The 23,395-nt window shown below is 75.4% G+C and carries 25 protein-coding genes and 1 pseudogene; 10 read left to right on the top strand and 16 right to left on the bottom strand.

Annotated features, from left to right (window positions below; all coding sequences use genetic code 11):
• The 9 genes and pseudogenes from A2U95_RS26195 to A2U95_RS26160 form a co-directional block, all read right to left on the bottom strand.
• Positions 1-425 (bottom strand): annotated as a pseudogene (locus A2U95_RS26195) (SagB/ThcOx family dehydrogenase); the annotation flags it as partial.
• An 11-nt stretch (positions 426-436) separates the two neighbouring features.
• The gene (locus A2U95_RS26190; protein WP_166027459.1) at positions 437-1,816 is read right to left on the bottom strand and encodes a YcaO-like family protein; all 1,380 of its coding nucleotides are present in this window, start codon (positions 1,814-1,816) and stop codon (positions 437-439) included.
• Positions 1,813-3,294, bottom strand: coding sequence for a CocE/NonD family hydrolase (locus A2U95_RS26185; RefSeq protein WP_166027457.1), 1,482 nt, complete (start codon positions 3,292-3,294; stop codon positions 1,813-1,815). Before A2U95_RS26185 ends, A2U95_RS26190 begins: the two co-directional genes overlap by 4 nt.
• Positions 3,291-4,154, bottom strand: coding sequence for a hypothetical protein (locus A2U95_RS26180; RefSeq protein ID WP_166027454.1), 864 nt, complete (start codon positions 4,152-4,154; stop codon positions 3,291-3,293). The genes A2U95_RS26185 and A2U95_RS26180 overlap by 4 nt, the downstream gene beginning before the upstream one ends.
• Positions 4,155-4,259: 105 nt before the next feature.
• Positions 4,260-4,373, bottom strand: coding sequence for a streptamidine family RiPP (amiA, locus tag A2U95_RS32990; RefSeq protein WP_240958132.1), 114 nt, complete (start codon positions 4,371-4,373; stop codon positions 4,260-4,262).
• Positions 4,374-4,448: 75 nt separating this feature from the next.
• Positions 4,449-5,252 carry an ABC transporter ATP-binding protein gene (locus A2U95_RS26175; RefSeq protein ID WP_166027452.1) on the bottom strand — a complete coding sequence of 268 codons (804 nt, stop codon included), beginning with the start codon at positions 5,250-5,252 and terminating at the stop codon, positions 4,449-4,451.
• A 19-nt stretch (positions 5,253-5,271) separates the two neighbouring features.
• Positions 5,272-6,279, bottom strand: a complete 1,008-nt coding sequence (locus tag A2U95_RS26170) for a FecCD family ABC transporter permease (RefSeq protein ID WP_166027450.1) — start codon at positions 6,277-6,279, stop codon at positions 5,272-5,274.
• Complete coding sequence (locus A2U95_RS26165; RefSeq protein ID WP_240958130.1) at positions 6,276-7,382, bottom strand: FecCD family ABC transporter permease; 1,107 nt, start codon at positions 7,380-7,382, stop codon at positions 6,276-6,278. The genes A2U95_RS26170 and A2U95_RS26165 overlap by 4 nt, the downstream gene beginning before the upstream one ends.
• Positions 7,383-7,498: 116 nt before the next feature.
• Positions 7,499-8,476 carry an ABC transporter substrate-binding protein gene (locus A2U95_RS26160; protein ID WP_206283066.1) on the bottom strand — a complete coding sequence of 326 codons (978 nt, stop codon included), beginning with the start codon at positions 8,474-8,476 and terminating at the stop codon, positions 7,499-7,501.
• 85 nt (positions 8,477-8,561) lie between these two features.
• On the opposite strand from A2U95_RS26160, the gene A2U95_RS26155 reads away from it, so the two are divergent.
• A complete protein-coding gene (locus A2U95_RS26155; RefSeq protein ID WP_166027448.1) occupies positions 8,562-9,761 on the top strand; it encodes a hypothetical protein in 1,200 nt (399 codons plus the stop codon).
• Positions 9,762-10,041: 280 nt separating this feature from the next.
• On the opposite strand, the gene A2U95_RS26150 is transcribed toward A2U95_RS26155, so the two are convergent.
• Both A2U95_RS26150 and A2U95_RS26145 read right to left on the bottom strand, forming a co-directional pair.
• Complete coding sequence (locus A2U95_RS26150; RefSeq protein ID WP_166027446.1) at positions 10,042-10,440, bottom strand: (2Fe-2S) ferredoxin domain-containing protein; 399 nt, start codon at positions 10,438-10,440, stop codon at positions 10,042-10,044.
• A complete protein-coding gene (locus A2U95_RS26145; protein ID WP_166027443.1) occupies positions 10,437-12,419 on the bottom strand; it encodes a heavy metal translocating P-type ATPase in 1,983 nt (660 codons plus the stop codon). Before A2U95_RS26145 ends, A2U95_RS26150 begins: the two co-directional genes overlap by 4 nt.
• Before the next feature lie 130 nt (positions 12,420-12,549).
• Between A2U95_RS26145 and A2U95_RS26140 the strand changes: the two genes are divergently transcribed.
• The 5 genes from A2U95_RS26140 (at position 12,550) to A2U95_RS26120 (ending at position 18,361) form a co-directional block, all read left to right on the top strand.
• Positions 12,550-12,939 carry an ArsR/SmtB family transcription factor gene (locus A2U95_RS26140; RefSeq protein WP_166027441.1) on the top strand — a complete coding sequence of 130 codons (390 nt, stop codon included), beginning with the start codon at positions 12,550-12,552 and terminating at the stop codon, positions 12,937-12,939.
• Positions 12,940-13,208: 269 nt separating this feature from the next.
• Positions 13,209-14,702, top strand: a complete 1,494-nt coding sequence (locus tag A2U95_RS26135; RefSeq protein ID WP_166027439.1) for an ABC transporter substrate-binding protein — start codon at positions 13,209-13,211, stop codon at positions 14,700-14,702.
• Between the two features lie 49 nt (positions 14,703-14,751).
• Complete coding sequence (locus A2U95_RS26130; RefSeq protein ID WP_166027437.1) at positions 14,752-16,500, top strand: ABC transporter permease subunit; 1,749 nt, start codon at positions 14,752-14,754, stop codon at positions 16,498-16,500.
• Positions 16,497-17,531, top strand: coding sequence for an ABC transporter ATP-binding protein (locus A2U95_RS26125; RefSeq protein ID WP_166027435.1), 1,035 nt, complete (start codon positions 16,497-16,499; stop codon positions 17,529-17,531). Before A2U95_RS26130 ends, A2U95_RS26125 begins: the two co-directional genes overlap by 4 nt.
• A gap of 14 nt (positions 17,532-17,545) precedes the next feature.
• Complete coding sequence (locus A2U95_RS26120; protein WP_206283065.1) at positions 17,546-18,361, top strand: ATP-binding cassette domain-containing protein; 816 nt, start codon at positions 17,546-17,548, stop codon at positions 18,359-18,361.
• A gap of 482 nt (positions 18,362-18,843) precedes the next feature.
• Here A2U95_RS26120 and rpsR read toward each other — a convergent pair whose 3' ends face one another.
• Genes rpsR through rpmG form a run of 4 tightly spaced genes read right to left on the bottom strand, consistent with a single transcriptional unit; the run spans position 18,844 to position 20,742 of the window.
• Positions 18,844-19,080, bottom strand: a complete 237-nt coding sequence (gene rpsR, locus A2U95_RS26115; RefSeq protein WP_166027431.1) for a 30S ribosomal protein S18 — start codon at positions 19,078-19,080, stop codon at positions 18,844-18,846.
• Positions 19,081-19,139: 59 nt separating this feature from the next.
• A complete protein-coding gene (locus tag A2U95_RS26110; RefSeq protein WP_166027429.1) occupies positions 19,140-20,291 on the bottom strand; it encodes a CobW family GTP-binding protein in 1,152 nt (383 codons plus the stop codon).
• The gene (locus tag A2U95_RS26105; protein ID WP_166027427.1) at positions 20,291-20,545 is read right to left on the bottom strand and encodes a type B 50S ribosomal protein L31; all 255 of its coding nucleotides are present in this window, start codon (positions 20,543-20,545) and stop codon (positions 20,291-20,293) included. Before A2U95_RS26105 ends, A2U95_RS26110 begins: the two co-directional genes overlap by 1 nt.
• Before the next feature lie 32 nt (positions 20,546-20,577).
• A complete protein-coding gene (gene rpmG / locus A2U95_RS26100; RefSeq protein ID WP_166027425.1) occupies positions 20,578-20,742 on the bottom strand; it encodes a 50S ribosomal protein L33 in 165 nt (54 codons plus the stop codon).
• A gap of 81 nt (positions 20,743-20,823) precedes the next feature.
• On the opposite strand from rpmG, the gene rpmB reads away from it, so the two are divergent.
• From rpmB to A2U95_RS26080, 4 genes are all read left to right on the top strand, one after another.
• Positions 20,824-21,060 carry a 50S ribosomal protein L28 gene (gene rpmB, locus A2U95_RS26095; protein ID WP_166027423.1) on the top strand — a complete coding sequence of 79 codons (237 nt, stop codon included), beginning with the start codon at positions 20,824-20,826 and terminating at the stop codon, positions 21,058-21,060.
• Entirely contained in the window at positions 21,060-21,365 is a 306-nt protein-coding gene (gene rpsN, locus A2U95_RS26090; RefSeq protein WP_166027421.1) for a 30S ribosomal protein S14, read from the top strand. The genes rpmB and rpsN overlap by 1 nt, the downstream gene beginning before the upstream one ends.
• A gap of 182 nt (positions 21,366-21,547) precedes the next feature.
• A complete protein-coding gene (rpmF, locus tag A2U95_RS26085) occupies positions 21,548-21,718 on the top strand; it encodes a 50S ribosomal protein L32 (protein WP_166027419.1) in 171 nt (56 codons plus the stop codon).
• A gap of 249 nt (positions 21,719-21,967) precedes the next feature.
• Complete coding sequence (locus A2U95_RS26080) at positions 21,968-22,678, top strand: SDR family oxidoreductase (RefSeq protein WP_166027417.1); 711 nt, start codon at positions 21,968-21,970, stop codon at positions 22,676-22,678.
• A gap of 30 nt (positions 22,679-22,708) precedes the next feature.
• Here the strand turns inward: A2U95_RS26080 and A2U95_RS26075 are convergent, their stop codons facing one another.
• Positions 22,709-23,389, bottom strand: a complete 681-nt coding sequence (locus A2U95_RS26075) for a TetR/AcrR family transcriptional regulator (protein WP_166027415.1) — start codon at positions 23,387-23,389, stop codon at positions 22,709-22,711.
• Positions 23,390-23,395: the final 6 nt, after the last annotated feature.

The following is a 23,395-nucleotide window of genomic DNA, read 5'->3' as shown; positions in this document are numbered from 1 at the left end:
CGGTGGCCGTAGTGGGAGGCGGTGCGCCGTGCGGTGACGGACAGTTCCGCGGTCACGCCCGGCGGCATGCCGCCGGTGTGCCGGCCGAGGTGGTGCACGTGACGGCGCAGGGGGTCGTAGCCGTAGCGGCCGGGCGGCAGGGAGCAGCCGGCGCCCACCGCCAGCTCGGTGTCCACCGGGTGCAGCGCACCGGCGGAGGGTGCCGGACGCAGGCGTCCGGCCGTGTCCGAGGCGGCCAGGGACAGCCGCAGCAGCGCCCGCACGTCCAGTTCCCCGGGCCCGGCCGGAGGGAGGGGGACCGGTGGTCCCGGCCAGGCGCGGACCGCGGAGCCGGCCGGGGTGCCGGGTCCAGGCGGCTCCGGGGAGCGGGCGCGGGCCAGAGCCGTGACCAGGTCGGCCGGGCCGTCGTCGCGGGAGTGGTCCACGGGGGTGTTCCTCACATGTGGGGCGGCGGGGCCAGCGTGAAGTCCTCCGGGGCGGCGGGCGGGCCGGTGCGCCAGCCCCGCGCCACGGCGGCCTCGGCGAGGCGCGGGCAGCCGAAGTAGCCGAAGGCGGCGGGGGCGTTGGGGAGCAGTCCGGAGACGAGGACGCGGGCCACCCGCAGCGGTGTCTCGGCCACGTCCTCGGTGGTGAGGTCGAAGGTCATGATCCGGTGGCCCCGTTCGTGGAGCGTGCGCTCCAGCCGGTCGCGGTCGGTGGGCCGGACGGCGTCGACGGGCACGGTGCCGAGCGCGGGCTCGGTGAAGCGCCGGGCCTCGGACGCCATCCGCGGGTCCAGCCACACCTGGACGTGGGCGCCGAGGTCCCGCACGTGCTCGAACTGCTCGCCGCAGTCGTCGAGGTAGCGGCTGTCGGCCCGGTGGTCCAGGTAGAGGCCGCGGGCGAGCAGGCCGGCGTCGACGGCCTGGAACACCCAGCCGTCGGGATCGGTGAGGCCCTGGGTGAACACCCAGGTGTGGACGGCCTCGAGCACGGCCTTGCGGGCGGCCTCGGCCGGGTCGTACTTGCAGGCGAAGCCCGCCGCGTACAGGCCGAGGCGGTGGTCGTGGACGAGTGCCGCCACGCAGGGGGCGAACTCCGAGGGCATCTCGACGAGATGGACCTCCAGCGCGGAACCGGCGAGGTCCTCGGCGAGGCCGGGGACGCTGTCCGGGTCGATGCCGCGGACGGGGCCGTCGAGGTGCCACCACAGTTCCAGGGCGTCGCGTTCGACGATCTCGAGCAGCCCTCGTTCCACGGCGTCGTCGAAGCCTTGGCCGGTGGCTATGCCGGCGTAGTTGAGGTGGTGGGTGCGGGGCAGTGAACGCAGCTCTCCCTGACGCCAGTTGAGGTGGGTGAGGGCCACGGGAGCCCAGACCTCGGCGGTCGTGCCGCCGGGCAGCCGTTCGAGGCCGCGGGTCCACAGGGCCGGGGTGTCGTCGGTGAGGGGGCGGTAGGGGAACTTCGGGCGGGAGTACTGCCACGGCGCGTAGGCGGGCAGGTCGGCCGGCCCGTACGACCGCAGCCCTTTCTCCGCCAGTTGGGCGGCGGTGGCGCGCGACGGGGCGTGGGGGTGGCCCGGGGGCGGCAGCCGGTTCCCGCAGTAGCGCTCCACCCCTTCCGCTATCGCGGCGATGCGGGCGGCCTCCGGATCGCCGAAGGTGGTGCCGAGGGAGACCCGGTCGGCGGGCCACAGGCCGAGCCTGCGGGCGTCGGATATCTCGGCGGTGAGGGCGGTGTAGCGGGGCGGGGCGCCCGCGGGGTGTTCGACGGGCTTGACCTTGCGGACGATGCCGCAGACGGGGTCGACGAGTGCTTCCAGCGGCAGCGCCGTCATCGCAGGACCTCCATGGCCGGGTCGACGGGGGTGGGTGGGGACGGGAGGACGTGCAGTGCGAGGGTCACGCCCGCGGGGGCGATCTCCCGCCGGGAGCTGGTCAGCCGCACCGCCGTGACGGGGTCGTCCCCGGTGTGCGGGTTGCGGGCGTGGGCCGGGAAGTGGTGGCCGGCGATCTCCAGGCGCAGCCGGGTCCCGGCCGGCAGGCGGCGTGCGAGCCGGCCGAGACCGATGGTGAACCCGCTCTCGCGGCCCGGTGGTCCGTCGCGCCGGACGATGCCGACGGCGAGCCGTTCGGCGCTCCCCTCCGGGAGGACGGCCACGAGGCGGGCGGCCCAGTCGGCGGACGGGGTGTGGGCGGTGGCGCGCAGCCGTACCCTCGCGGGTCCGACCACGTCGAGGGTGCGCGGCAGGGGCGGTGTGACGCACACGCAGCGGTCGGGCGGCCCCTCGCCGGGAACGGCCAGGTCGTCGGAGCGGACCGGCCGGCGGGGGTCGGCGGTGAAGACGGAGCCGCGCAGCAGGATCGGCTCGGGCGCGTACGGTACGCCCTCGGTCGTGGCGGGCAGCCACAGATCGCCTCCGCCGAGCGCCAGCGCCCCGTGACGCCCGGGGGCGAGTTCGCCGGTGAGGGCGCGGTGGGCCCAGCGGGCGTAGAGCCCGCCCAGGTTCAGCCGGTGGGCGGGTCCGGCGCCGGGGCACGGCCGGGAGGTGAGGCCGTGCCCCCAGGGCCCCGTCAGCAGGCGGGCCGAGGGTCCTCCCCAGGCGCGCCAGAGGGCGAAGGTGTCGGCCGCGAAGTGGTCGTGGAGGCCGCCCACCGCGAGCAGGGGCGTCCTGGCTCCCGGGGCCAGGGCCACCAGGCGGCCCCGGTCGCGCTTCCGCCACAGCCCGGCCCAGGAGGGCAGTTCCCGGCCCAGCCGCTCGGGCAGGGTGGTCAGCGGCAGGTGGGTGAGCAGACCGGGGTCCGCGGCGAGGGCCTCTTCCAGTGCCGTCTCGTCGGAGTCCTTCCGGTCGCCGTGCGCGGCCCACCATCCGGCGCGGGCCGACAGCCGCTCCACGCCGGACGTCTCGCGCGCGGTCTCGGCGGCTCCGAGGGCCGGCACGGCGGCGACGACGGCGTCGGGGCGGGCGTCGTCGGGCGCCTCGAGGGCGAGGACGAGGGCGCAGTGGGCGGCGTAGGAGGCGCCGGCGGCGACGAGCCGCCCGTCGCTCCACGGCTGGCGGCGTATCCAGCGGGAGGTCTGCGTGCCGTCGGCGCGTTCGTGCGCGTACGGCTGCCACTCCCCCGCCGATCCGAACCGGCCCCGTACGTCCTGGACCACGGCGGCGAACCCGTGCCGGGCCCAGCCGCGCGCCTCGGGCAGGTGCCGGGTCCTGTCGTAGGGGGTGCGGATCAGGACGGCGGGGAACGGGCCGTCGCCGGTGGGGATGACGACGTCGGTGGCGAGCGGGCCGACGGTCGTGCCGGTCGCCCTCATCCGTCCTTCCCCGGCATGGGCGCGACGTCCGGCACGGGCAGGACGGGGTGCTCGGTGACGGTGAGGGTGCGCAGGTCGATCCGCCGCAGTCGGCGCGTCGCCGGGAGACCGGCCGTGCGGGGCGCGCCGGTGGCCCACCGGTCGAGGTCGTCGGCGAGCAGTGAGGCGAGCAGCCCGGCGGCGGGTGCGGTGAGCCGGGCCGGAGCGCCGGACGTGCGGGGTCCGCTCCAGTAGGCCGCCAGTTCCCGGTGGGCGGGGGTGGCGGCGAGCCGCCGGAGGCGTACGTGGGCGGACGTGACGTCCCCCGGGGCGGCCGCGAGCGGCTCGACGTACGCCTGTTGGCCCTCGCGATGGCAGCGGAGCCAGGCGACACCGTGCTCGGGCAACCGGTCCGCCGCGTCCCACAACCCGTCGGGCACGGGCCCGTCGAGGCACCACACGACGGCGGCGGGGTCGTCACGCAGCAGGTCGCCGAGGGTCGGCGGGGAAGCCGCGGAGGCGGCGGGCGCCGGGTCGGTCCTGGGCTCGGCGCCCAGGCCGGCCAGGCAGGCGGCGAGCGGTTCCGTGAGGACCGGGTCGCCCAGCAGCCGGACGGCGCGGCGGGCGGCGGGCCACTGCGGGGCCGCCTGGTCCTGGGAGGGCCCGGTCAGGTAGCCGGCTTCCTCGAACGCCCTCAGGAGCCGGTCCAGTCCGGCGTCCGCCGGAGTTCCGGTCCTGCCGGAGAGCAGGGACAGGAGGGCGTCGTGGTCCACCGCCCCGGCCTTGACGCCGAGGAACTCCCCTCCCTCGGTTCGTACGGCGAGTCCCCGCCCGGGCACGGGGACGACCTCGACACCGGGTGCGAGCCGGCTGCGGACCATGGTGACCTCCTGAACGGGTTCGGGTTCGGCTTCGGGGACGGGGACGGGGCGTGGGCCCGCCCGGGCGGTGCCGGGCGGACCCACGGTCGAGGGGTGACCCCTCGCTTACTCCTCGGTGTCGTCGAAGGGGTTCTCGACGAGCGCGTTGGAGTGGGAGGCGGAGTCGTGGGCCAGCTGGCCCGGGTCCGCGATCGGGGTGAAGACCGACTCGTTGTCCATGAGCTCTCCTTCTTCTCGGTGGAGACGCGGCATTCGGTCGAGCGCCGCGTCACGAACTCTAGTTGAATATGATTTTCATATTCTAGTGGGCAGAGGGTGATCTGGGTAACACACCGGCCAACCCCCCTCCGGATCGCGGCCGACCCGGCCGGCCACCCTCAACACGTCCGCCAGCAGGCCCGGGGTGACGACCCGTCGGGGAGCCCCGTCCGCGACCACCCGGCCGTCGCGCAGGGCGACGATCCGCTCCGCGAACCGGGCCGCGTGGGCGAGGTCGTGCAGGACCATCACCACGGTGAGGCCGCGCTCCTCGCGCAGGCGGACCACCGTCTGCAGCACGTCGAGCTGGTGGTGCAGGTCCAGGTAGGTGGTCGGCTCGTCGAGCAGCAGGACGCGGGTGTCCTGGGCGAGTGCCATGGCGAGCCGGACCCGCTGCCTCTCTCCTCCGGAGAGGGCGTCGACGTCCCGTTCGGCCCAGTCCTCCACCCCGACGTCCCGCAGCGCCCGGCGCACGACGGGGTCGTCGCCCTCGCGGAGCATGCCCAGCGGGCCGCGCGCCGCGTACCGTCCCTGCCGCACCAGGTGACGCACGGTCATGCCGGGAACGGCGGGCGAGGACTGGTGCAGCAGGGCGACCCTGCGGGCGGCGGCGCGGCGGGAGAGCCGGGCGAGGTCGTCCCCGCCGAGCAGCACGCGTCCGCGTTCGGGCCGCAGCAGACCGGCCGCCAGCCGCAACAGGGTGGACTTCCCGCAGCCGTTGAGACCGACCAGGGCGGTCAGCTGTCCCGGAGCGACGGTCAGGTCGACGCCCCGCAGCACGGGGCGTGCCGGATAGCCGAAGTGGACCCCCTCGACGCGGATCCCCAGGGGCTCGGTCATTCTCTGTCCTCCGTCGGCATCAGAACGTACGGCTCGGCGCGCGGCGCACGACGGCCAGCAGCAGGGCGGCGCCGAGGCACGCGGTGAGCGCCCCGACCGGCAGGGTGAACCGCCCGGAGTCCAGCGCGGCCGCCAGCAGCCGCGAGGACAGCTGGGCCGCCGCGTCGGCGCCGCACATCACCACCGCGCCCGCCAGGGCGGCCCCCGGCAGAGCAACGCGCAGGTCGGCGCCGAAGACGGCCACGGCCAGGTGCGGGACCAGCAGTCCCACGAACCCCAGCGCGCCCACGGCGGCGACGGCGCCCGCGGTCAGCGCCACCGCGCACAGCAGCGCCAGGGTGCGGGCCCGGCGGACCGGAAGGCCGGCGGCCAGGGCGGTCTCGTCGCCGCAGCGCAGCAGGGTCAGCGGCCCGGCCAGCAGCCAGGCCGCGATCCCCCAGGCCAGCGCCCAGGGCCACAGCAGGTGCCAGTGCTCCCACACCCGGCCCTCGGTGGTGCCGACCAGCCACTGCACCACGCTGCCGAGTTCACCCGGCCTCACGAGCAGCACCATGGCGGTGAGCCCGCCGAGCACCGCCGACACCAGCACTCCGTGCACGGCCGTCCTCGCGGGGTCGCCGCCGCCGCGGCCCGCGAGCAGCCACAGCAGGGCCGCCCCGCAGCAGCCGCCCGCGCACGAGGCGGCCACGACGGCCAGGGGCGATTCCCAGCCGGCCACCCCGAGGGCCGTCGCGACGACGGCCCCGAGCACGGCGCCGGGCGTCACCCCCGTCACCTCCGGGCCCGCGAGCGGATTGCGCAGCGCGGACTGGAGCACCAGTCCGGCCACCGCCAGGCAGGCGCCCGCGCCGAGCGCCACCAGGAGCCTGGGCAGACGGAGCTGGAGGAGGATGTGCCGCTCCGTCGCGTCGCCGCCCCCGCCCAGGACGTCCCACACCGCACCGGGGGACATCCCGCGGCCGGCGACCAGTTCCACGCCGGCGAGCACGACGGCCAGCGCCGCGAGCGCCGTGAAACGGCGGCTCATCGGGCCTCCTCCCCGTCGGCCGCGCCACCGGCGACGACGGAGCCGTCACCGGGCGCTCCGGCCCCGGACCCGTTCCGGCCGCCGGCCGGCGGCCGTGCGGGCAGCGCGTCCTGCGCGTCGCCCGGCGGCCCCACGGACGCGGCGCCCGAGGCGGCTCCGCCGCTCCTGCCGCGCCGGGTCCGGCCGTCGCCCGACCGCATGAGGGCGACCCCGGCCGGCACGCCCAGCAGGGCGGTCCACGCCCCGGCCGGTGTCTCCACCGGCGCCAGCGCGAGCCGGGCCGGGACGTCGGCGACGGTCACCACGACCGCGCCCCACGCGGCGGACCAGGACAGCCACCGCACCGCGCCCGCCCCGGGCAGGAACCGGCGGGCCAGGTGCGGGGCGAGGAACCCCACCCACGCCACCGGCCCGCAGGCGGCGGTCACGGGCGCGATGAGGACGACGGCGACGGCCAGCGCCACGAGTCGCGCGCGCCGGGCGCGCACCCCGAGGGCCTCCGCGTCCTCGTCGCCCAGCCGCATCACGGAGAGCACCGGGGCGCACAGGACCAGCGCGGGGACCGCGGCCAGCAGCCACGGCCACAGGCCCGCGACGTCGTCCCAGGTCCGGGCGGAGAGGGAGCCGAGCAGGTAACGGTAGATCAGCTGCAGGTCGAGCTGGTCCGCCATCACCATCAGCACCAGCAGCGCGGCCTGCAGGGCCGCCGCCACCGCGGCGCCCGTGAGCAGCACGGCGGACGGGCTGCGGCCCAGCCCGGCGGCGAGCAGGGTCAGCCCGCCACCGAGCGCGGCTCCGCCGATGGCCAGCAGGGGCTGGACCGCGAGCGGGACGGACAGGGTCAGCACCAGGGGCGCGGCCACCCCCAGGGCGGCCCCGGAGGAGACACCGAGCATCTCCGGCACCGCCAGGGGATTGCGCAGCGCCTCCTGGAGCACCAGCCCCGCCGCGCCCAGGCAGGCGCCGGCGGCGAGCGCCAGCGCCAGGCGCGGCAGGCGGAGTTCGGTGAGGACGATTCCGGCGAGCGTGGCTTCCCCGTCCAGGGCCGCGCCGACGAGCCGGTGCGGCGGGACGTACGGGGTGCCCAGGCTCAGGGAGCCCACCGACGCGGCGACAAGGAGACATGTCAGCAGGGCGAGTTGGGGACGACGCGTCCGCCACCGGGACCGCGGGAGCAGCGCCGTGCGCTCCGCGCCTGCCGATGTGGGCCGGGCCGCACTCACCGCAGCGCGGCCGCGGCCTCGTCGAGGACGATCCCCAGCGAGCGCGTGCCGCGCCCCTTCGCCCACACCTCCGGGTCCACCTCGTGGACGTCACCGTTCTCGACAGCGGGGATCTTGCTCCAGAGGGGGTTCCCGGCCAGCTTCTCCGAGAGCTTGCCGTCCTCCCCGCCGAAGCTCATCGTCTCGACGAACAGCACGTCGACATCCTGCGCGAGGATCTCCTCGAGGCTGTAACTCCCTTCCACACCACGGGACTTCCACGGATACCGGGCCATCTTGGGAAGCAGGCTGGCGGCCACGTCGCCCTCCGGGGTGGCGACGCCGAAGTTCTCGTCGCTGCCGTAGACGATCAGGGCCGTCCTGTCGCTCGGCGTCTTCTCGGCCTCGGCGAGCTTGGCCCGGAAGGCCCGCTCGGCCTTCTCGCCCTCGGCGGTACGGCCGGTGAGCGCGGCGGCATCGCGCAGGTACCCCACGCTGTCCTGCCAGGTCTCGGGCTGCATCGCCCAGAAGGCGGTGGCGCCCTTCAGGGCGGGGGCCAGCTTGCCGTGGGTGTCCCCCAGGCCGATCACGAGATCCGGCTTGTGGGACAGGATCGCCTCCACCTCAGGGGCGATGAACCCGCCGGGTATGACGTCGACCTCCTCGGCCTTGTCCTCGCCGAGGAAGCCGGGGTGGGCCAGCAGCGCGCTGTTGGTGGCGACCGGCACGATGCCCAGTTCGGTCAGGATGTCGTCGCAGAGCGCGAACAGGCAGACGATCCGCTCCGGCCGCTTCTCCAGCGAGACCTTCTCGCCGTTCACGTCGGTCAACCGCGTCGTCGCCTCGATGGGTTCGACGGTCACCTCGGTCCTGGCGGCGGGTTCGTCCTTGTCCTCCGCGGATTCGCCGGACGGCGAACCGCAGCCGGCCAGTACGGAGGCCGCCACCGTCCAGGCGAGCCACGTACGGACGGATGTCGACGGTGCACGGAGCATCGATGCCCTCGCTTTCTTCTCCAGGGTCTCGAACACGCCGAACATACATGATAATCGTTTCCATTGTCGTTTAGTGGAGGACTCCATGACCGCACCCCCTGCCGTGCTGCTCGTCTCCGACCATGTCGACGGATGCGTCCACGTGGTGACCGTGCCGGACGGTGAGGTCGTCGCCCGCCTGACGGGCCGCCACCTGTCGGAGCACGCCGGGTTCCTGGCACTGCCGGGAGGCCGGACGGCCTGTGTCGACGACCGCCGGGGGGAACTGCTCGTGCTGGACCCGTTCGGTGACCGGCTCGTGGAAACCGCGGTCCCGGTCGCCGTGCCGGCCGAGCACCTCGCCGGCGACCCGGCCGGGCTCCGGCTGGCCGTCACGACCGGCCTGGGCAGGAACACCGAGCCGTGGTCGGACCTCCTGACGGTCGTGGACCTCACCACCGGTGACGCGGCCCGGGTGCGCACACGCGCCGGTGAGCCCGGCGTGACCCTGCCGGGCGGCGGGGACCCGCTGGTCGTGCTGCGGCACCGGGAACCGGGCGCGCTGGCCGTCCACCGCTTCGCGGACCTCCTGGGGGCGCCTCCCGGTTGCCCGCCGCTCCCGCCCTCCACGCTGCTGCCCCTGCCGGACGACGGGCACGGCGACGCCTACGATCCCGGCTCGGACCAGGTCTTCGCGGCCACCGGGCCGGGAGTGCACCGGGCGCGCAGGGAGGGCGACACCCTGGTCCCCGGGCCGGTGACGCCCTGGGGCCACGCCGCCCGCGGCTGGTACCTGCGGCTGGACACCCGCGGGCGCGCCCTGTGGAGCACCCTGCGCGGCGGTCCCCCGGACCCGCTGCGCTGGCCGGAGTGGACCAACCACGCCTGGCGCCACGACCTGACCACGGACCGCACGTCGCTCACCGCCCTCGGCCCCGGCCTGGTCTTCCGGCTGGCCTTCGCCCGCTGCCACACCGCGTTCGCGCGCATCCATCCCGACGGCGACGAACTGGTCCTCCTGGACCTCGACGGGGCCGTCCGCCGCGTGCCCCTCCCCGCCATGGACGGCGCCCCCGGCCCCGGCTCCACCCCCTGGGAGGGCGTCGAGCGGCGGGCGGTGGCCGCCTCACCCGGGGCCGACTGGGTCGCCGTCACCCGGGGCGGCCACGGCGAGGTGCACGTCGTCGACGCGGCGTCGGGCCGGGAGGTGACCCGTGTGGAGCTGAGCACGCCGTTGCGTCACGGCGGACACGCCACGCTGCGCACCCTCACCGACGGCGCCGAGGGCGACCCCGTGGGCCGGTGACGGCCGCCCGGCCGCTCCGCCCGGGAATCCGGTGAGGGTACGGGGGCGCCGGAACCCTCCGGCGCCGGCGCCCCGGGGACTCGTGGTCCTCGAGAACCCTTCCCGGGAGCCCTCCACCGGTTCCGCGGGCCTGCCCCGGCCCCCGCGGGCGGCTCCCCGGCCTCGTGGCGGGCGCGCGGTGCCGCCCCGCTCCAGGAGCGGGGCGGCCATGATCCGCCCGAGGCGCCCGGCTCCCGCGCGCCCTGCGGTCTCCTCGGGCACGCCCCTGCCCGACGGGCGCTCAGTCCTCCACCGCGCGCCTCACCCTCCGGGACGGGCCGAACTCGTACAGCTCGAGGATCACCGGCGGCTCGGCGAGTCCGGGGCCGCCATCCCTGACCCAGGCGGCGATGTCGGCCGTCGCGTCGGAGTCGTTGACCAGCCCGAGCCAGACGGGCCGGCCGCCGGCCTCCCGGCCGGCCGAAGAGGGCTGCACGACGATGACGTTCGCGTGCTCGCAGGCGTCGAGGCAGTTCACCGCCCTCACCTGGGCGACCGGCCCCAACTCGGCCTTCAGGGTGGCGAGCTGGGCGGCGTGGTCGACGCCGGGGACCTTGGCCGTCCCGCAGCAGCAGCCCCGGCACACGGTGACCGTGCACCGGGCCGGGGCGGCCGGGGCCGGAGCCTTGCGGCGGCTCATCCGACGGCCCGCTTCCAGGCCGCCTCGCGCAGCAGCCGCAGCCCGTTGAGGCCGACGATGACGGTGGAGCCCTCGTGGCCGGCGACGCCGAGCGGCAGCGGCAGGTGACCCACGAGGTCCCAGATCACCAGACCGGTGATGAAGACGCCGGCGATGACCAGGTTCTGCACGACGAGCCTGCGGGCCCTGCGGGAGAGGGAGATCACGGCGGGGACGGTGGCGAGTTCGTCCCGGACGATCACCGCGTCGGCGGTCTCCAGGGCGAGGTCGGAGCCCGCCCTGCCCATCGCGATGCCGACGTGCGCGGCCGCGAGCGCCGGGGCGTCGTTGACGCCGTCGCCGACGACCAGGACCTTGCGGCCGGCGTCCTCCAGTTCCCGGACGGCTTCCACCTTGTGCTGCGGGAGCAGTCCGGCCCTCAGCTCCCCGATGCCGGCCTCGGCGGCGAGGCGGGCGGCGGCACGGGGGTTGTCACCGGTCAGCAGCAGGGGCGTCCCGCCGGTGAGGGAGGTGAGCGCGGCGACGGTGGCGGCGGCGTCGGGGCGCAGCCGGTCCGCGACGCCGAGCACCCCCGCGGGCACGCCGTCCACGGTGACCAGCACGGCGGTCCGCCCGTCGTCCTCCAGCTCTCCGGCCAGGGCCGCCGCCGCCCGGGCGGACCCGGTGTCCGCCACGCCGTCCAGCAGCCGGGCCGGCGCGCCGACCGCGACCACGCGCCCCCCGACGGTCGCGGTCACGCCGACACCGGGCGTCGAGTCGAAGTCCTGGGCCGCCGGCAGGCCGAGCCCGCGCTCGCGTGCCGCCTCCACCACGGCCCGCGCCAGCGGGTGCTCGCTCGGGTGCTCCGCGGCGGCGGCCAGCACCAGCAGTTCGCTCCCGTCGACGCCGGCCCCGGTCAGCGGCCGGACGTCGGTGACGCGCGGGGCGCCCTCGGTGAGCGTGCCGGTCTTGTCGAGCGCCACCGCGTCCACCTGCCCCAACCGCTCCATGACCACGGCCGACTTCACCAGCACACCGTGACGTCCGGCGTTGGCGATGGCCGACAGCAGGGGCGGCATGGTGGCGAGGACCACCGCGCAGGGCGAGGCCACGATCATGAAGGTCATGGCCCGCAGCAGCGACTCCCCGAGGTCCGCGCCGAAGGCCAGCGGCACCCCGAACACCGCCAGGGTCGCCACCACCATGCCCAGCGAGTAACGCTGTTCGACCTTCTCGATGAAGAGCTGGGTGGGCGCCTTGGTCCCGGACGCCTCCTCCACCATGCGCACGATCCGGGCGATCACCGTGTCGGAGGGGTCCCGCTCGACGCGGACGCGCAGGACGCCGGTCCCGTTGAGCGTGCCGGCGAAGACCTCGTCCCCCTTCGCCTTGCCGACGGGCAGGGGCTCACCGGTGATGGTGGCCTGGTCGACCTCGCTCGCTCCGTCGAGGACACGGCCGTCGGCGCCGACGCGCTCTCCGGGCCGGACGAGAACGGTGTCGCCGACCGACAGCTCCCCGGCGGCGACGGTCACCTCGCCGCCGTCGGCGGTGACGCGCGTCGCCGTCGCGGGCGCGAGGTCCAGCAACCCGCGCACGGAGTCGGCGGTCCTGGCCGTGGCCAGGGCTTCCAGGGCTCCCGAGGTGGCGAAGATGACGATCAGCAGCGCCCCGTCCATGAACTGGCCGATCGCCGCCGCTCCGAGTGCGGCGACGACCATCAGCAGATCGACGTCGAGGGTCTTCCCGCGCAGCGCCCGCAGGCCCTCCCGGCCCGGCTCCCAGCCGCCGGCCGCGTACGTCAGGGCGTAGAGCGGACCCCACGTCCACGCCGGGGCGCCGGTCAGCTGCAGCGGCAGCGCGAGCAGGAAGCAGGCCGTGGCCACTGCGGCCCAGCGCGCCTCGGGCAGGGCGAGGACACGGGTGCGCCGCCGGGGCGCGCCGCCGCCGCGCGACGGCACGGCCCGGTCCGCCGGGACGGGGGTGAGGGTGGCGGTCATCGGAGTGGGGACCCTTCACGAAGGCAGGACGGGACAGCGGTCCGCCCGGAGGGGTGCCGCTCCTCCCACCATACAGGATCACATGAACATCTGTTCATGCATTCATGGATAATGCCCCTAGGATGGGGCCATGGGCCACGGAGCTGACGTCAGGATCACCGCCACCGCGCGCGAGCGGCTCGAAGCCGTGGGCGCGGCCGACGTGGCCGCCGCCCTCCAGGCCCTGGCCACCCCGTCCCGGCTGCGGATCCTGGCCCGCCTCCAGGAAGGCCCGTGCGCCGCGACGGAGCTCGCGGACGCCGTCGGCATGGAGCAGTCCGCCTGCTCCCACCAGCTCCGGCTGCTGCGCAACCTCGACCTGGTCACCGCCGAGCGCCGGGGCCGTTCGGTCATCTACGCCCTCCACGACAACCACGTCGCCGAACTGCTGGAGCAGGCGCTCCACCACGTGGAGCACCTGCGCCTGGGCCTGCGCGACGCACCGGCCGGCCCCGGGGCCGAGGCGGCCGGGAACCGCTGAACCCCGCGGCGGCGCGTCCGCCGCGGCGGACGACGGAGCGAAGGCCGGCCGCCCACGGCGAAGAACCGCCCCGAGGGACCCACGGGCCCCCCGCACCCGCTTATTGGAAACGATAACCATTTATGTATAGTTCGGGTCGGCCCGCGGACCAGGTTCCGGCACCGCGAGGCGGCATACCGGTGGCGGCTCCCCCTTCGTGCGGGTCTCCGCTCCACCGGCTTCCCGAAGGCGTGCCCCGGCGCCCGCCCCGAACGTAGGCAGAGACACCCGTGCGTATCCCTGAGTCCTTCCCCGCCGTCGCCGTGACGGCGGCCTCCGCGTTGCTGCTCACCGGCTGCTTCTCCGCCGGAACCGCCTCCGACGGCACCGCCGGTGACGGCGGCCGGCTGCGGGTGGTCATGATGCAGCCGCCGCGCTCGGGGCTTTCCCCGCTGAGCGACGACGCCTTCAAGCTGTCCCGGTGGAGCACCGCCGAGACACTGGTCGACCTGGACGCCGACGGCGACCCGCGGCCGGTGCTGGCCGAGAGGTGGGAGCGGACCGGGGAGCGGACCTGGTCCTTCACCGTCCGCAAGGGCGTGAAGTTCCACGACGGCACCGAGTTCACCGCGAAGGCCGCGGCCCGCTCCCTCACCGCGGCGGCCGAGGCCGCCCCCAAGCCCCGCATCCTCGACGGTGTCGAGCTCACCGCGAAGGCCGACGGCGACACCCTCACCGTCACCACCGGCGAGGGCGATCCCCTGCTCCCGCACCGCCTCTCCTCCCCCCAGCTGTCGGTCCTCGCCGCCCGGGCGTACGAGGGCCGGTCCGTGAACCCGGTCGGCACCGGCACCGGCGCGTTCGTCCTGGAGAAGGTGAACGGCACCAGCTCGGCCACCCTCGACCGGAACGAGGACTACTGGGGCGGCCGGGCGAAGGCGCCCGGCATCGACGTCAGGTTCGTGCCGGACGGCACCGCCCGGGCCGCCGCCCTGCGCAGCGGCGAGGCCGACATCGTGGAGTCCGTCCCGGTGTCCCAGGCGTCGCTCCTGGACGAGGAACAGATCACCGAGGTGCCGATGCCGCGCACCAACACGCTCTACCTCAACACCGGGCGGGGCGCCTTCGCCGACCCCGCGCTGCGCGCCGCGGCCCGCGAGGCGATCGACGCCGAAGCCCTCGTGGAGGGCGTCTACGAAGGACGCGCCGACGTCGCCGAGGGCCTGCTCGGCCCCGCCCTCCCCTGGGCCGAGCGGCGCCGGGGCCGCACGGACGCCGCAGAGGCCGGCGACCCGGACGGCAGGAGGATCACCATCGGCACCTTCACCGACCGCGCGGAACTTCCCGAGGTCGCCGCCGCACTCCAGCAGCAGCTCGAGAAGGCCGGCTTCACGGTCGAACTGGAGATCCGCGAGTACGCCACCATCGAGTCCGACGCGCTCGCCGGGAAGTTCGACGCGTTCGTCCTGTCCCGCGCGACCGTGCTGGACTCCGGGGACCCGGCCGCCTACCTCTACAGCGACTTCGCGAGCGAGGGCACGTTCAACCTCTCCCAGCTCTCCGACCCCGTCGTCGACGAGGCCCTGCACGAGGCGAACACCGCGGCGCCCGGTGAGGACCGCCGCACGGCGGTCCTCGAGGCGGAGACCGCCGTCCTGAACAGCGACGCGGCGATCCCGATGCTGCACGAACGGGTGATCCAGGGTGACGCCCCCGACGTCGTCGGCTCCGCGAAGGACCCGCGCGAGCGCCTGCTGGTCACCGCCGACACCCACCTCGGGTAGACACCGGCACGCACATCGGCAGGGCACACAGGATCGAGTGGGGCACAGGATGAGAACCGCCGCCGCGCGCGCCGCCGCGCTGGTGACCGTGATCGGCGTGATCGGGCTGCTGCCCTGGCTGTCCGGGCGCGACGCCGCGCTGAGCGTGCTGCGTGCCCGGTCCGCCGAGCAGACCGCGACCGGGGAGGCGCTCCGGGCGGTCAGGGAGGACCTCGGCCTGGACGCCGGGCCGCCTGCGCTGCTGGGCCGCTGGGCGGCCGGGCTGCTGCGCGGGGACCTCGGCGAGTCCTGGGTGTCCGGCGCCGAGGTGCTGCCGTCGGTGCTCGGCGCCATGGGGGTGTCCCTGTCCCTGATGGGCGCCTCCCTGGTGGTGGCCCTGCTGGTCGCGACCGCCCTGTGCGCCGGCACGGTGGTCCGCGCGGCGCGCGGAACCCTGCGCCGCACCGGCACCGGGGCGCCGGCCGCCGTGCTCGCCTCCGTTCCGGAGTTCCTGCTGGCCACCACCGGTCTGCTGGTGCTGGGCGTGTGGCTCGGGCTGCTGCCGACCTCGGGCTGGACGGGGCCCCGGTCGACGGTGCTGCCGGCCCTGGCCATGGGACTGCCGGCGGGCGGCCTGCTGGGCCGGCTCGTCGACGACGCCGTGCCCTCCGTGTCCGGCGAGCGGTGGACCGGCCTGTGGCGCGCGTCAGGGGTCTCCTCCCGGCGGATCGCCGGGGCGGTGCTGCGGCGTGCGGTCCCGGCGGTGGCGCCACAGTTCGGGCTGGTCGCGGTGGGCCTGGCGGGCGGTGCGGTCGCGGTGGAGACGGTCTTCGCGGTGCCCGGCATCGGCCGGACGGCGTTGGGCGCGGCCAAGGCCCAGGATCTGCCGCTGCTGCAGGGTGCGGTGCTGGCCCTGCTGGTGCTGGGTCTCGCGGCCGGTGCCGTCGCGCAGTCGCTCCGCACGCGGCTGCTCGGTCCCGGCCTCCGGGACGCCGCCCTCGCCCTTCCCGCTCCGCGGCGGGAGCCGACCGGCCGGGTGGGGCGCGCGGTGCCCGCGGTGCTCGCGGCGGTCCTGGCGGTGGTCACCGTGTGGGGCATGCTGCGGGACCCCTTCGCGGTCGACACGGCGGCCCGGCTGGTGCCTCCGTCGTGGGAACGTCCGCTGGGGACGGACGGCCTGGGCCGGGACGTGCTGGCCCGGCTCGGGCACGGCGCCCGGGCCACCGTCGGGGTGGCCGCCCTGGTCTGCCTGATCAGCTACGTCTTCGCCCTGCTCATCGGCTTCCTGCCCCGTTTCTCGGCGGGTGTGGCGGATGTCGCCAACGCCCTGCCGCCGGTGATCGCCGGCATCCTGGTGGCCGCCGTGCTCGGTCCCGGTACGACGGGGGCCTCGATCGCGGTGGCGTCGATCTCCTGGCCACCGCTCGCGGCGCATGCCTCCGCGCTGGTGCAGGAGACCCGTTCGGCCGGATTCCTGTCCGCCCAGCGGGCGATCGGCGCGACGGAGTTCTGGGTCCTGACCCGGCACGTCCTGCCGTCGGTGGCCGGCCCGGTGGCACGGCACGCGGTGCTGCGGCTGCCGGGCATCGCCCTGGCGCTGGCCTCCCTCGGCTTCCTCGGTCTGGGCGCCCAGCCGCCCACCCCGGAGTGGGGGCTGCTCCTCGACGAGTCCCGGGCGTACGTCGAGCGGGCCCCCTGGGCGGCACTGGCTCCGGCGGCGGCCCTGGCCCTGCTGGCGGGCCTCGCCGTCTCCCTGTCCGCCCTCACCGTCTCCCGCCGGGCCTCGGTCCCGCCCTCCAGGAAGGAGACGACCGCATGACCGGCCGCTCTTCGCTGCTCTCCGTGCGCGACCTGTCGGTCGCCTTCCCCGGCGGTCGCCGAAGGCCGGCGTCGAAGCCGGTCGGCGGCCTGTCCTTCGACCTCCACGGGGGCCGGACGCTGGCGCTGGCCGGCGAGTCGGGAGCGGGCAAGTCACTGACCGCCCGCGCCCTGGTCGGCATGGCCCCGCCCGGTGCCCGGGTCACCGGCAGCGTCCGGTTCCACGGCGAGGAGCTCCTCACCGCCGGGCGGAAGGCGTACGCGCGGCTGTGGGGGCGGAGGATCTCGCTGATTCCGCAGGACGCCCTGTCCGTGCTCAGCCCGGTGCACCCGGTCGGCGACCAACTGGCCGCCGCCGCACGCTCGGTGCGCCGCCTCGGACGCCGTGAGGCGCACGCCGCCGCGGTGGCCGCCCTCGGCCGGGTCGGCATCGCGGACGCCGCACGACGGGCGCGCGCGTACCCGCACGAGTTCTCCGGCGGCATGCGGCAGCGCGCCGTCATCGCCATGGCCACGATCAACGCGCCGGACCTGGTGGTCGCCGACGAGCCGACCACCGCCCTCGACCCCGAGACCCAGGACCGGGTCCTGGACCTCCTCGGTTCCCTGTGCGAGAACACCGGCACCGCGCTGATCCTCATCAGCCACGACCTGCCCGCGATCCGCCGCCACGCCGACCGGGTGCTGGTCCTGTACGCGGGCCGGACCGTGGAGTCCGGCCCCGTCGGCACCGTGCTGTCCCGGCCGCGCGCCCCCTACACCGCCGGGCTGCTCGCCTCGCTGCCCTCCGACGAGCCGGTGACCGACAGGAGACTGCCCACCATCGGCGGGGCGCCGCCCTCCCCCGAGGAGCTCGTCACCCTCACGGGCTGCGCGTTCGCCCCCCGCTGCCCCCTGGCGGACGCCCGCTGCCACACCCACACCCCGGAGCCCGTCGTCGCGGGCCCCGGCGGCCACCGGGTGACCTGCCACCACCACGACGACCTGCCCGCCACCGCGCGGGAGTTGTTCCAGGAGGGGAGCCCCGCGTGAACCCGCTGCTCCGCGTGCGTCACCTGACGGTCCACCACCCCTCCCGCGACCGCCGGCGCCCACCCCGGCCGGTGGTCGACCGGGTCTCCTTCGACATCGCGGCGGGCGAGACCCTGGCCCTGATCGGCCCTTCCGGCGCCGGCAAGTCGACCACGGCGGACGCCGTTCTCATGCTGCGCCGGCCCGACGGCGGGCAGGTGCTGTTCGAAGGCCGTGACCTGGCCGCCCTGGACGGGTCGGCCCTGCGGGCCACGCGTCCGGCCCTCCAGCCCGTCTTCCAGGACCCTTACGGCTCCCTCAGCCCACGCCTGCGCGTCCGGGACGCGATCGCCGAGCCCCTGCGGGTGCAGGGCCGGTGGAATCCGGACACCGGGCCGGCCCGGGTCGGTGAACTCCTCGAGACGGTGGGCCTCGACCCCCGTCTCGGCGGGCGCAGACCCCACGAACTCTCCGGCGGTCAGTGCCAGCGCGTCGGCATCGCCCGGGCGCTGGCGAGCGAGCCGCGCCTGCTGGTCCTCGACGAGCCCGTCTCCGGCCTGGATCCCTCGGTCCGCGCCGGCATCCTCAACCTCCTCACCGGCCTGCAGGAACGCCTGAAGCTGGGGTACCTGTTCATCTGCCACGACCTCGCCGTCGTCCGGCACTTCGCCCACCGGGTGGCCACCTTGCGCGACGGCAGGATCGTGAGCACCCTTCCCGCGCGCGAGCTGTACTCCACCGGGCCGCACCCGGCCTCCGCCGGCGAGAGGGCGGCCGGCCGGCCATCCCCGCCGTCCTGGTCGAATCCGGCCGGCCCGGAGGGCGGGACGCCGCGGCGGCGGATCGGCTGAGCCGCGGAGTTGCGGGGCTTCGGGAGGTGCCGGAGGTCCCGCCCTCGTCCGCTCCCCCGCCGGTGGGGCCGGTCCGTGACCGCCCAGGCCACCGGCCTGCGGTGTCCGGCCCTCTCCGTCGGCGCGGAACTCACCGCGCCCGCACGCCCGTCGGGCGCGTGGACACACGCGGCACGCCCGCCCGCCGCCACTTCTCGCACGCCCGTGGTGGAGGTTCCGGGCAACCCGCGCGCTGCCCGCGGGCACCCCTGGCGGACCGGCGCCTCTTCGACGCGCCTCCCCGGAGTCCGTCCCCGGCAAGCGGTCCGGGACGTGAGGAACCCGTCGTGAGTGCCGGCCGGAATTCGTCACCGGGCGACGGCACGCGGGCCCGCACCGCCTCCACGCGCGGCGCGTGAAGCACGCGAAGCCCCCGGGGGCCTTCCCCGGGGGCTGTTCGCCGTCGGCGCCGGAGCCACGACCGGGCTCCGGTCACCCGGCCGCTACCTGCTGGAGCAGGGCAGCAGCGCCATCTCGCGGGCGTTCTTGACCGCCGTGGCGATCTGCCGCTGCTGCTGGGCGGTGACGCGGGTGACGCGGCGGCTGCGGATCTTGCCGCGGTCGGAGACGAACTTCCGCAGCAGGTCGGTGTCCTTGTAGTCGATGTAGGTGATCCCGGCCGCGTCGAGGGGGTTGGGGCGGGACGTGAGCGGCTTGCGGTGGTCGTGACGGCGTGCCATCGGGTTCCTTACGTACGTGCGGGTCGGTTCTTCGCGGGTGCCTGCCCGGGGCGGAGCGGTCAGGCGGCGTCGAGGAGGGTGTCGAAGGCGCGCGGCAGGTGCTTCCACCCCTCGCGGCCGGCGGCGTACTCGGCGTCGGTGAGCAGGCAGGAGTCGAGGAGTCGCTCGAGGTTGTCGCGGTCGAGGCCGGGCGAGGTGAAGACGAGGTGCTGGCAGCGGTCGCCGTGTTCGTCGTGCCAGTCCAGCGCGGCGGCCGCCCTGCGCACGGGCGGGACCATCTCCCAGGCGGCGTCCGGCAGCGCGGCGAGCCACGGGCCGGCGCTCTCCACGCACAGGGCGCCGCCCGCGCAGTCCCAGGCGAGCAGGGTGTCGGGGCGGTCGGCGAGCCAGAACCGGCCGCGGCTGCGGGCGGCGGCGCAGCACAGGTCCTCCAGCGCCTGATACAGACGCTCGGGGTGGAAGGGCCGGTCACGGTGCCAGACGAAGGTGGTGACCCCGGCCTCGTCGGCCTCCTGCGGGAGGAGGGCGCAGGCGGGGTGCTGCGCGGCCGCCGCCGCTTCGACGTCGAAGCCCGCGAAGACCAGCCGGGCGAGTTCGCCGGACCCGGCCGGCACCTGGCGGGCGGTCGGGTGGAGCTGGGCGAGCAGCGCGCGGTCCTCGTCGTCGGCCTCCCCGCCGTCGACGACGGCGAGGACGGGGGCGTACTCCAGCTGCCGGGCCCAGGTGTCGCCGACCGTGCGCCGGTCGCTCGCGGCGGCGGCGAGGCCTGCCTCGGCCAGGTCGTCGCCGTTGCCGAGGCAGGGCAGGACGAGCGCGGGGTCGACCGCCGTGACGACATTGGTCAGGTCGAGCACGCCGGCTCCGTGCGCGGCGACGACCTCGGCCATCGCCCTGGGTTCGACGGAGTCCCACAGCTCGACGATCGCGAGCCGGACCGGACCACCGCCGGCCAGCCGCCGCAACTCGGGCACCAGGTCCTCGCGGAGGGCGCAGCAGGCGCAGTCGTTGACGAGCGGGGTGTCGCCGCGGGACAGCTCACCGGAGGCGTCCCGCACCAGGCGCAGCACGGTGCCCTCGGCCGCGGTGGACAGGTCGTGGTGGAGCGCGACGCTGCCGGGCACGGTGCGCAGCAGACCGTCCACGACCTCCTTGCGCGCCGCGGAGTGCAGCCCGCCGACGATCACGACGGGCAGCCGGGCCTGCCCCTCCATCACTTCTCCCCGATCCGGCCGTAACGGCGCTCGAACCGCTCGACCCGTCCCGCGGTGTCCAGGACGCGCGCGGTCCCCGTGTAGAAGGGGTGGCTCACGTTCGAGATCTCGACGTCGACGACCGGGTAGGTGTTGCCGTCCTCCCATTCGATCGTCTTGTCGCTGGTCATGGTGGAGCGGGTGAGGAAGGCGTGGTTCGCCGCCCGGTCGCGGAAGACGACGGGGCCGTAGGCGGGGTGGATTCCGGGCTTCATGAGGTGTCCTTCGGGTCGGAGGGCCGGACGGGTCAGCGTTCCTCGCGGAAGTCGACGTGCTTGCGGGCGATCGGGTCGTACTTGCGCAGGACCATCCGTTCCGGGTCGTTGCGGCGGTTCTTGCGGGTGACGTAGGTGAAGCCGGTGCCGGCGGTGGAGCGGAGCTTGACCACCGGGCGGAGTTCGTCGCGTGCCATGCCCGGTACTATATGACAACGGTTTTCATTTCGAAAACCGCCCCGATCCGTAACCTCGAGCACGAAGAGGCAGGTGACCCCTTGTCCGCCCACTGCCAACTGACCGGCGCGAAGCCGGGCTTCGGCAACAAGATCTCCCACTCGCACCGGCGCACCTCCCGCCGTTTCGACCCCAACATCCAGCGCAGGCGCTACTGGCTGGCGAGCGAGGGCCGGTACGTCCGGCTGACGCTGAGCACCAGGGCGATCAAGACCGTCGACAGCATCGGCGTCGAAGCCGCGGTGGCCCGCATCCGCGCCCGGGGAGGGAAGGTCTGATGGCGAAGAAGAGCAAGATCGCGCAGAACGAGAAGCGCAGGGCGACGGTCGAGCGGTACGCCGCCCGACGCGCCGAGCTGAAGGAGACCGTCCGCCGTCCGGGCACTCCGGCCGCCGAACGCGCCGCCGCGCTGGCGGAGTTGCGCCGCCAGCCGCGCGACGCCAGTGCGACCCGGGTCCGCAACCGCGACAGCGTGGACGGCCGGCCCCGCGGCCACCTCCGGAAGTTCGGCCTCTCCCGCGTGAGGCTGCGCGAGCAGGCCCACGCGGGCTTCCTCCCCGGGGTCACCAAGTCCTCCTGGTGACCACCGGCACCGCGAACCGGCCGGGGGTGTGCGTCCGCGGCCCCGCCCCGGCCGCGGACACGCGCCCCCTGCCGGGGGCACGCATCCCCGGCCGGGGCGTCGCACGCTCGACGCCCCACCCTCCTCGTCATGACATCCATTTTCATGTAGCGTCCACGGCGTCATCCGCCAGAAGGAGAATCATGGCCGTCCCCAAACGCAAGATGTCCCGCTCCAACACCCGCCACCGCCGCGCGCAGTGGAAGGCGACCACCCCCCAGCTGGTCCCCGTCACCGTCGACGGCGTCCCCCACCTGGTGCCGCAACGCCTCGCCAAGGCCTACGAGCGCGGCCTGCTGCGCCCCGACGGCTGAGCCCGCGCCCGCACGGCCGCCCGCCACCGCCCCGCCCGCAGGCGGGGCCCCGGCTGTTGACGTCCGCCGCGAGGCCGGTTACGTTCACGTGGAACGATGATTCTAGAAGGGTTGCTCCAGACAGGAACCGTCCCCGTGACCGCCGGGATCGCGTCCGAGCGGGACGACCCCGCCGTCGCAGCCGTACGGAAGCGGACCGCGCGGACAGCCTGACCGGATCCGGCCTCCCACGACCAGGAGCAGTGCAGCATGACCGAAGCACCCCCGACCGCCCTCGTGATCGCCGGCAGCAGCGGCATCGGCGCTGCCTCGGCCCGCGAACTGGCCGCGCGCGGCCACCGGGTGGCGGTGCTGGCGCGCGGCGAAGGGGCGGACGAACTGGCCGGGGAGCTCGGCGGCCTCGCCCTCCGCGGCGACTACACCGGGGCCGGGGTCATCGAGGGTGCGGTCGCGCGGGTGGTGTCCGTCTGGGGCCGGCTGGACGTGCTGGTCAACAGCGCGGGCCACGGACCCAGGGGGAAGCTGGAGGAGCTGACCGACGAGGACCTGGCCGCCGGGTTCGACCTGTACTTCTACAACGTGGTGCGCGCCTGCCGCGCCGCCCTGGCGCCGATGCGCGCACAGGGCGGGGGCAGCATCGTCAACATCTCCTCGGCCAGCCCCAGCGAGCCCTCGCCCCGCTTCCCCACCTCGATGGTGGCCCGGGCCGCGATGACGACCTGGACGAAACTCTGGGCGGACGAGGTCGCCGCCGACGGCATCCGGGTCAACAACGTGCTCCCGGGCTACACCGTCGCCGACCCGGAGGCGGTGCCGGCCGCCTGGACCTCCGCGATTCCGCTGGGCAGGGCCGCCGCCCACCGGGAGGTCGCCCGGACGGTCGCCTTCGTGGCCTGCGACGCCACGTACACCACCGGTCAGAACCTGCGCGTCGACGGCGGACTCACCCGCGGCGTCTGACCTCCCGCCCCGCCGGGCGGTGCGGGAGCGCTACCGCTCCTCGGCCGCCCGGCGGGCGAAGTCGTCCACCAGCCCCTCCAGCGCCCGCGCGGCCAGATCGGCGTACTCCCCGAAGTCCAGGTCCAGGTGCACCTCGGAGTTCGCGTGGACGTAGAAGCCGTCGGTGAACGCCAGGCTCAGCACCGTGAGTTTGGTGGGCATGTCGGGGAAACGCTCGGTGACGTCGGCGGGGACGGACTCGGTGATCCGCTCGACGTCCACCTTGAACATCTCCGCCCGCATCCGCAGGTACGCCGCACGGACCTCGCTGTCCTCGTCCAGACCGCCGAGCCGCCTGCTCAACGCCCAGACAGCCGCGGCCTTGAGCAGGGCCTCCTCCTTCGTGTGGTGCTCCGGGTCGGCACCGGACAGGCCGGTGATGCCGCGCGAGAGTTTGCGGCGCACCCCCTCGGGCCCGGAGTGGATCTCCAGCCACACCTCGTAGCAGTGCTCGAGCAGGGCGACGAAGAGCTGCTCCTTGCCCTTGAAGTGCCAGTAGACCGAGCCGACGGGCAGACCGGACCGCGTGCTGACGGCCGCCATGGTCGTGCCCTGGTAACCGTGTTCCAGCGCCAGGTCCAGCGCCGCCCGCAGGATCTGTTCCCGGCTCCGGTCCGAACGCGCCTGCCGGACGCCCTTCGTGCCGCCGCTCCGCCGTGTGCCCTGCTTCATGCCGTC

Source organism: Streptomyces chilikensis (assembly GCF_001642695.1).
GTDB classification, from domain to species: domain Bacteria; phylum Actinomycetota; class Actinomycetes; order Streptomycetales; family Streptomycetaceae; genus Streptomyces; species Streptomyces chilikensis.
The sequence above is the reverse complement of the archived record's forward strand: the minus strand, read 5'-3'. Positions and strand labels throughout refer to the sequence as shown.

Excerpts from the sequence above, each read along its gene's own strand:
- A2U95_RS26185 (WP_166027457.1), bottom strand. The coding sequence starts at position 3,294 with ATGAGGGCGACCGGCACGACCGTCGGCCCGCTCGCCACCGACGTCGTC.
- A2U95_RS26150 (WP_166027446.1), bottom strand. The coding sequence starts at position 10,440 with ATGAGCCGCCGCAAGGCTCCGGCCCCGGCCGCCCCGGCCCGGTGCACG.
- rpmF (WP_166027419.1), top strand. The coding sequence starts at position 21,548 with ATGGCCGTCCCCAAACGCAAGATGTCCCGCTCCAACACCCGCCACCGC.
- A2U95_RS26105 (WP_166027427.1), bottom strand. The coding sequence starts at position 20,545 with ATGAAGCCCGGAATCCACCCCGCCTACGGCCCCGTCGTCTTCCGCGAC.
- A2U95_RS26125 (WP_166027435.1), top strand. The coding sequence starts at position 16,497 with ATGACCGGCCGCTCTTCGCTGCTCTCCGTGCGCGACCTGTCGGTCGCC.
- A2U95_RS26080 (WP_166027417.1), top strand. The coding sequence starts at position 21,968 with ATGACCGAAGCACCCCCGACCGCCCTCGTGATCGCCGGCAGCAGCGGC.
- A2U95_RS26075 (WP_166027415.1), bottom strand. The coding sequence starts at position 23,389 with ATGAAGCAGGGCACACGGCGGAGCGGCGGCACGAAGGGCGTCCGGCAG.
- A2U95_RS26130 (WP_166027437.1), top strand. The coding sequence starts at position 14,752 with ATGAGAACCGCCGCCGCGCGCGCCGCCGCGCTGGTGACCGTGATCGGC.
- A2U95_RS26190 (WP_166027459.1), bottom strand. The coding sequence starts at position 1,816 with ATGACGGCGCTGCCGCTGGAAGCACTCGTCGACCCCGTCTGCGGCATC.
- A2U95_RS26180 (WP_166027454.1), bottom strand. The coding sequence starts at position 4,154 with ATGGTCCGCAGCCGGCTCGCACCCGGTGTCGAGGTCGTCCCCGTGCCC.
- A2U95_RS26155 (WP_166027448.1), top strand. The coding sequence starts at position 8,562 with ATGACCGCACCCCCTGCCGTGCTGCTCGTCTCCGACCATGTCGACGGA.
- A2U95_RS26170 (WP_166027450.1), bottom strand. The coding sequence starts at position 6,279 with ATGAGCCGCCGTTTCACGGCGCTCGCGGCGCTGGCCGTCGTGCTCGCC.
- A2U95_RS26160 (WP_206283066.1), bottom strand. The coding sequence starts at position 8,476 with ATGCTCCGTGCACCGTCGACATCCGTCCGTACGTGGCTCGCCTGGACG.
- rpsR (WP_166027431.1), bottom strand. The coding sequence starts at position 19,080 with ATGGCACGCCGTCACGACCACCGCAAGCCGCTCACGTCCCGCCCCAAC.
- A2U95_RS26145 (WP_166027443.1), bottom strand. The coding sequence starts at position 12,419 with ATGACCGCCACCCTCACCCCCGTCCCGGCGGACCGGGCCGTGCCGTCG.
- rpsN (WP_166027421.1), top strand. The coding sequence starts at position 21,060 with ATGGCGAAGAAGAGCAAGATCGCGCAGAACGAGAAGCGCAGGGCGACG.
- A2U95_RS26110 (WP_166027429.1), bottom strand. The coding sequence starts at position 20,291 with ATGGAGGGGCAGGCCCGGCTGCCCGTCGTGATCGTCGGCGGGCTGCAC.
- A2U95_RS26175 (WP_166027452.1), bottom strand. The coding sequence starts at position 5,252 with ATGACCGAGCCCCTGGGGATCCGCGTCGAGGGGGTCCACTTCGGCTAT.
- amiA (WP_240958132.1), bottom strand. The coding sequence starts at position 4,373 with ATGGACAACGAGTCGGTCTTCACCCCGATCGCGGACCCGGGCCAGCTG.
- A2U95_RS26140 (WP_166027441.1), top strand. The coding sequence starts at position 12,550 with ATGGGCCACGGAGCTGACGTCAGGATCACCGCCACCGCGCGCGAGCGG.
- rpmG (WP_166027425.1), bottom strand. The coding sequence starts at position 20,742 with ATGGCACGCGACGAACTCCGCCCGGTGGTCAAGCTCCGCTCCACCGCC.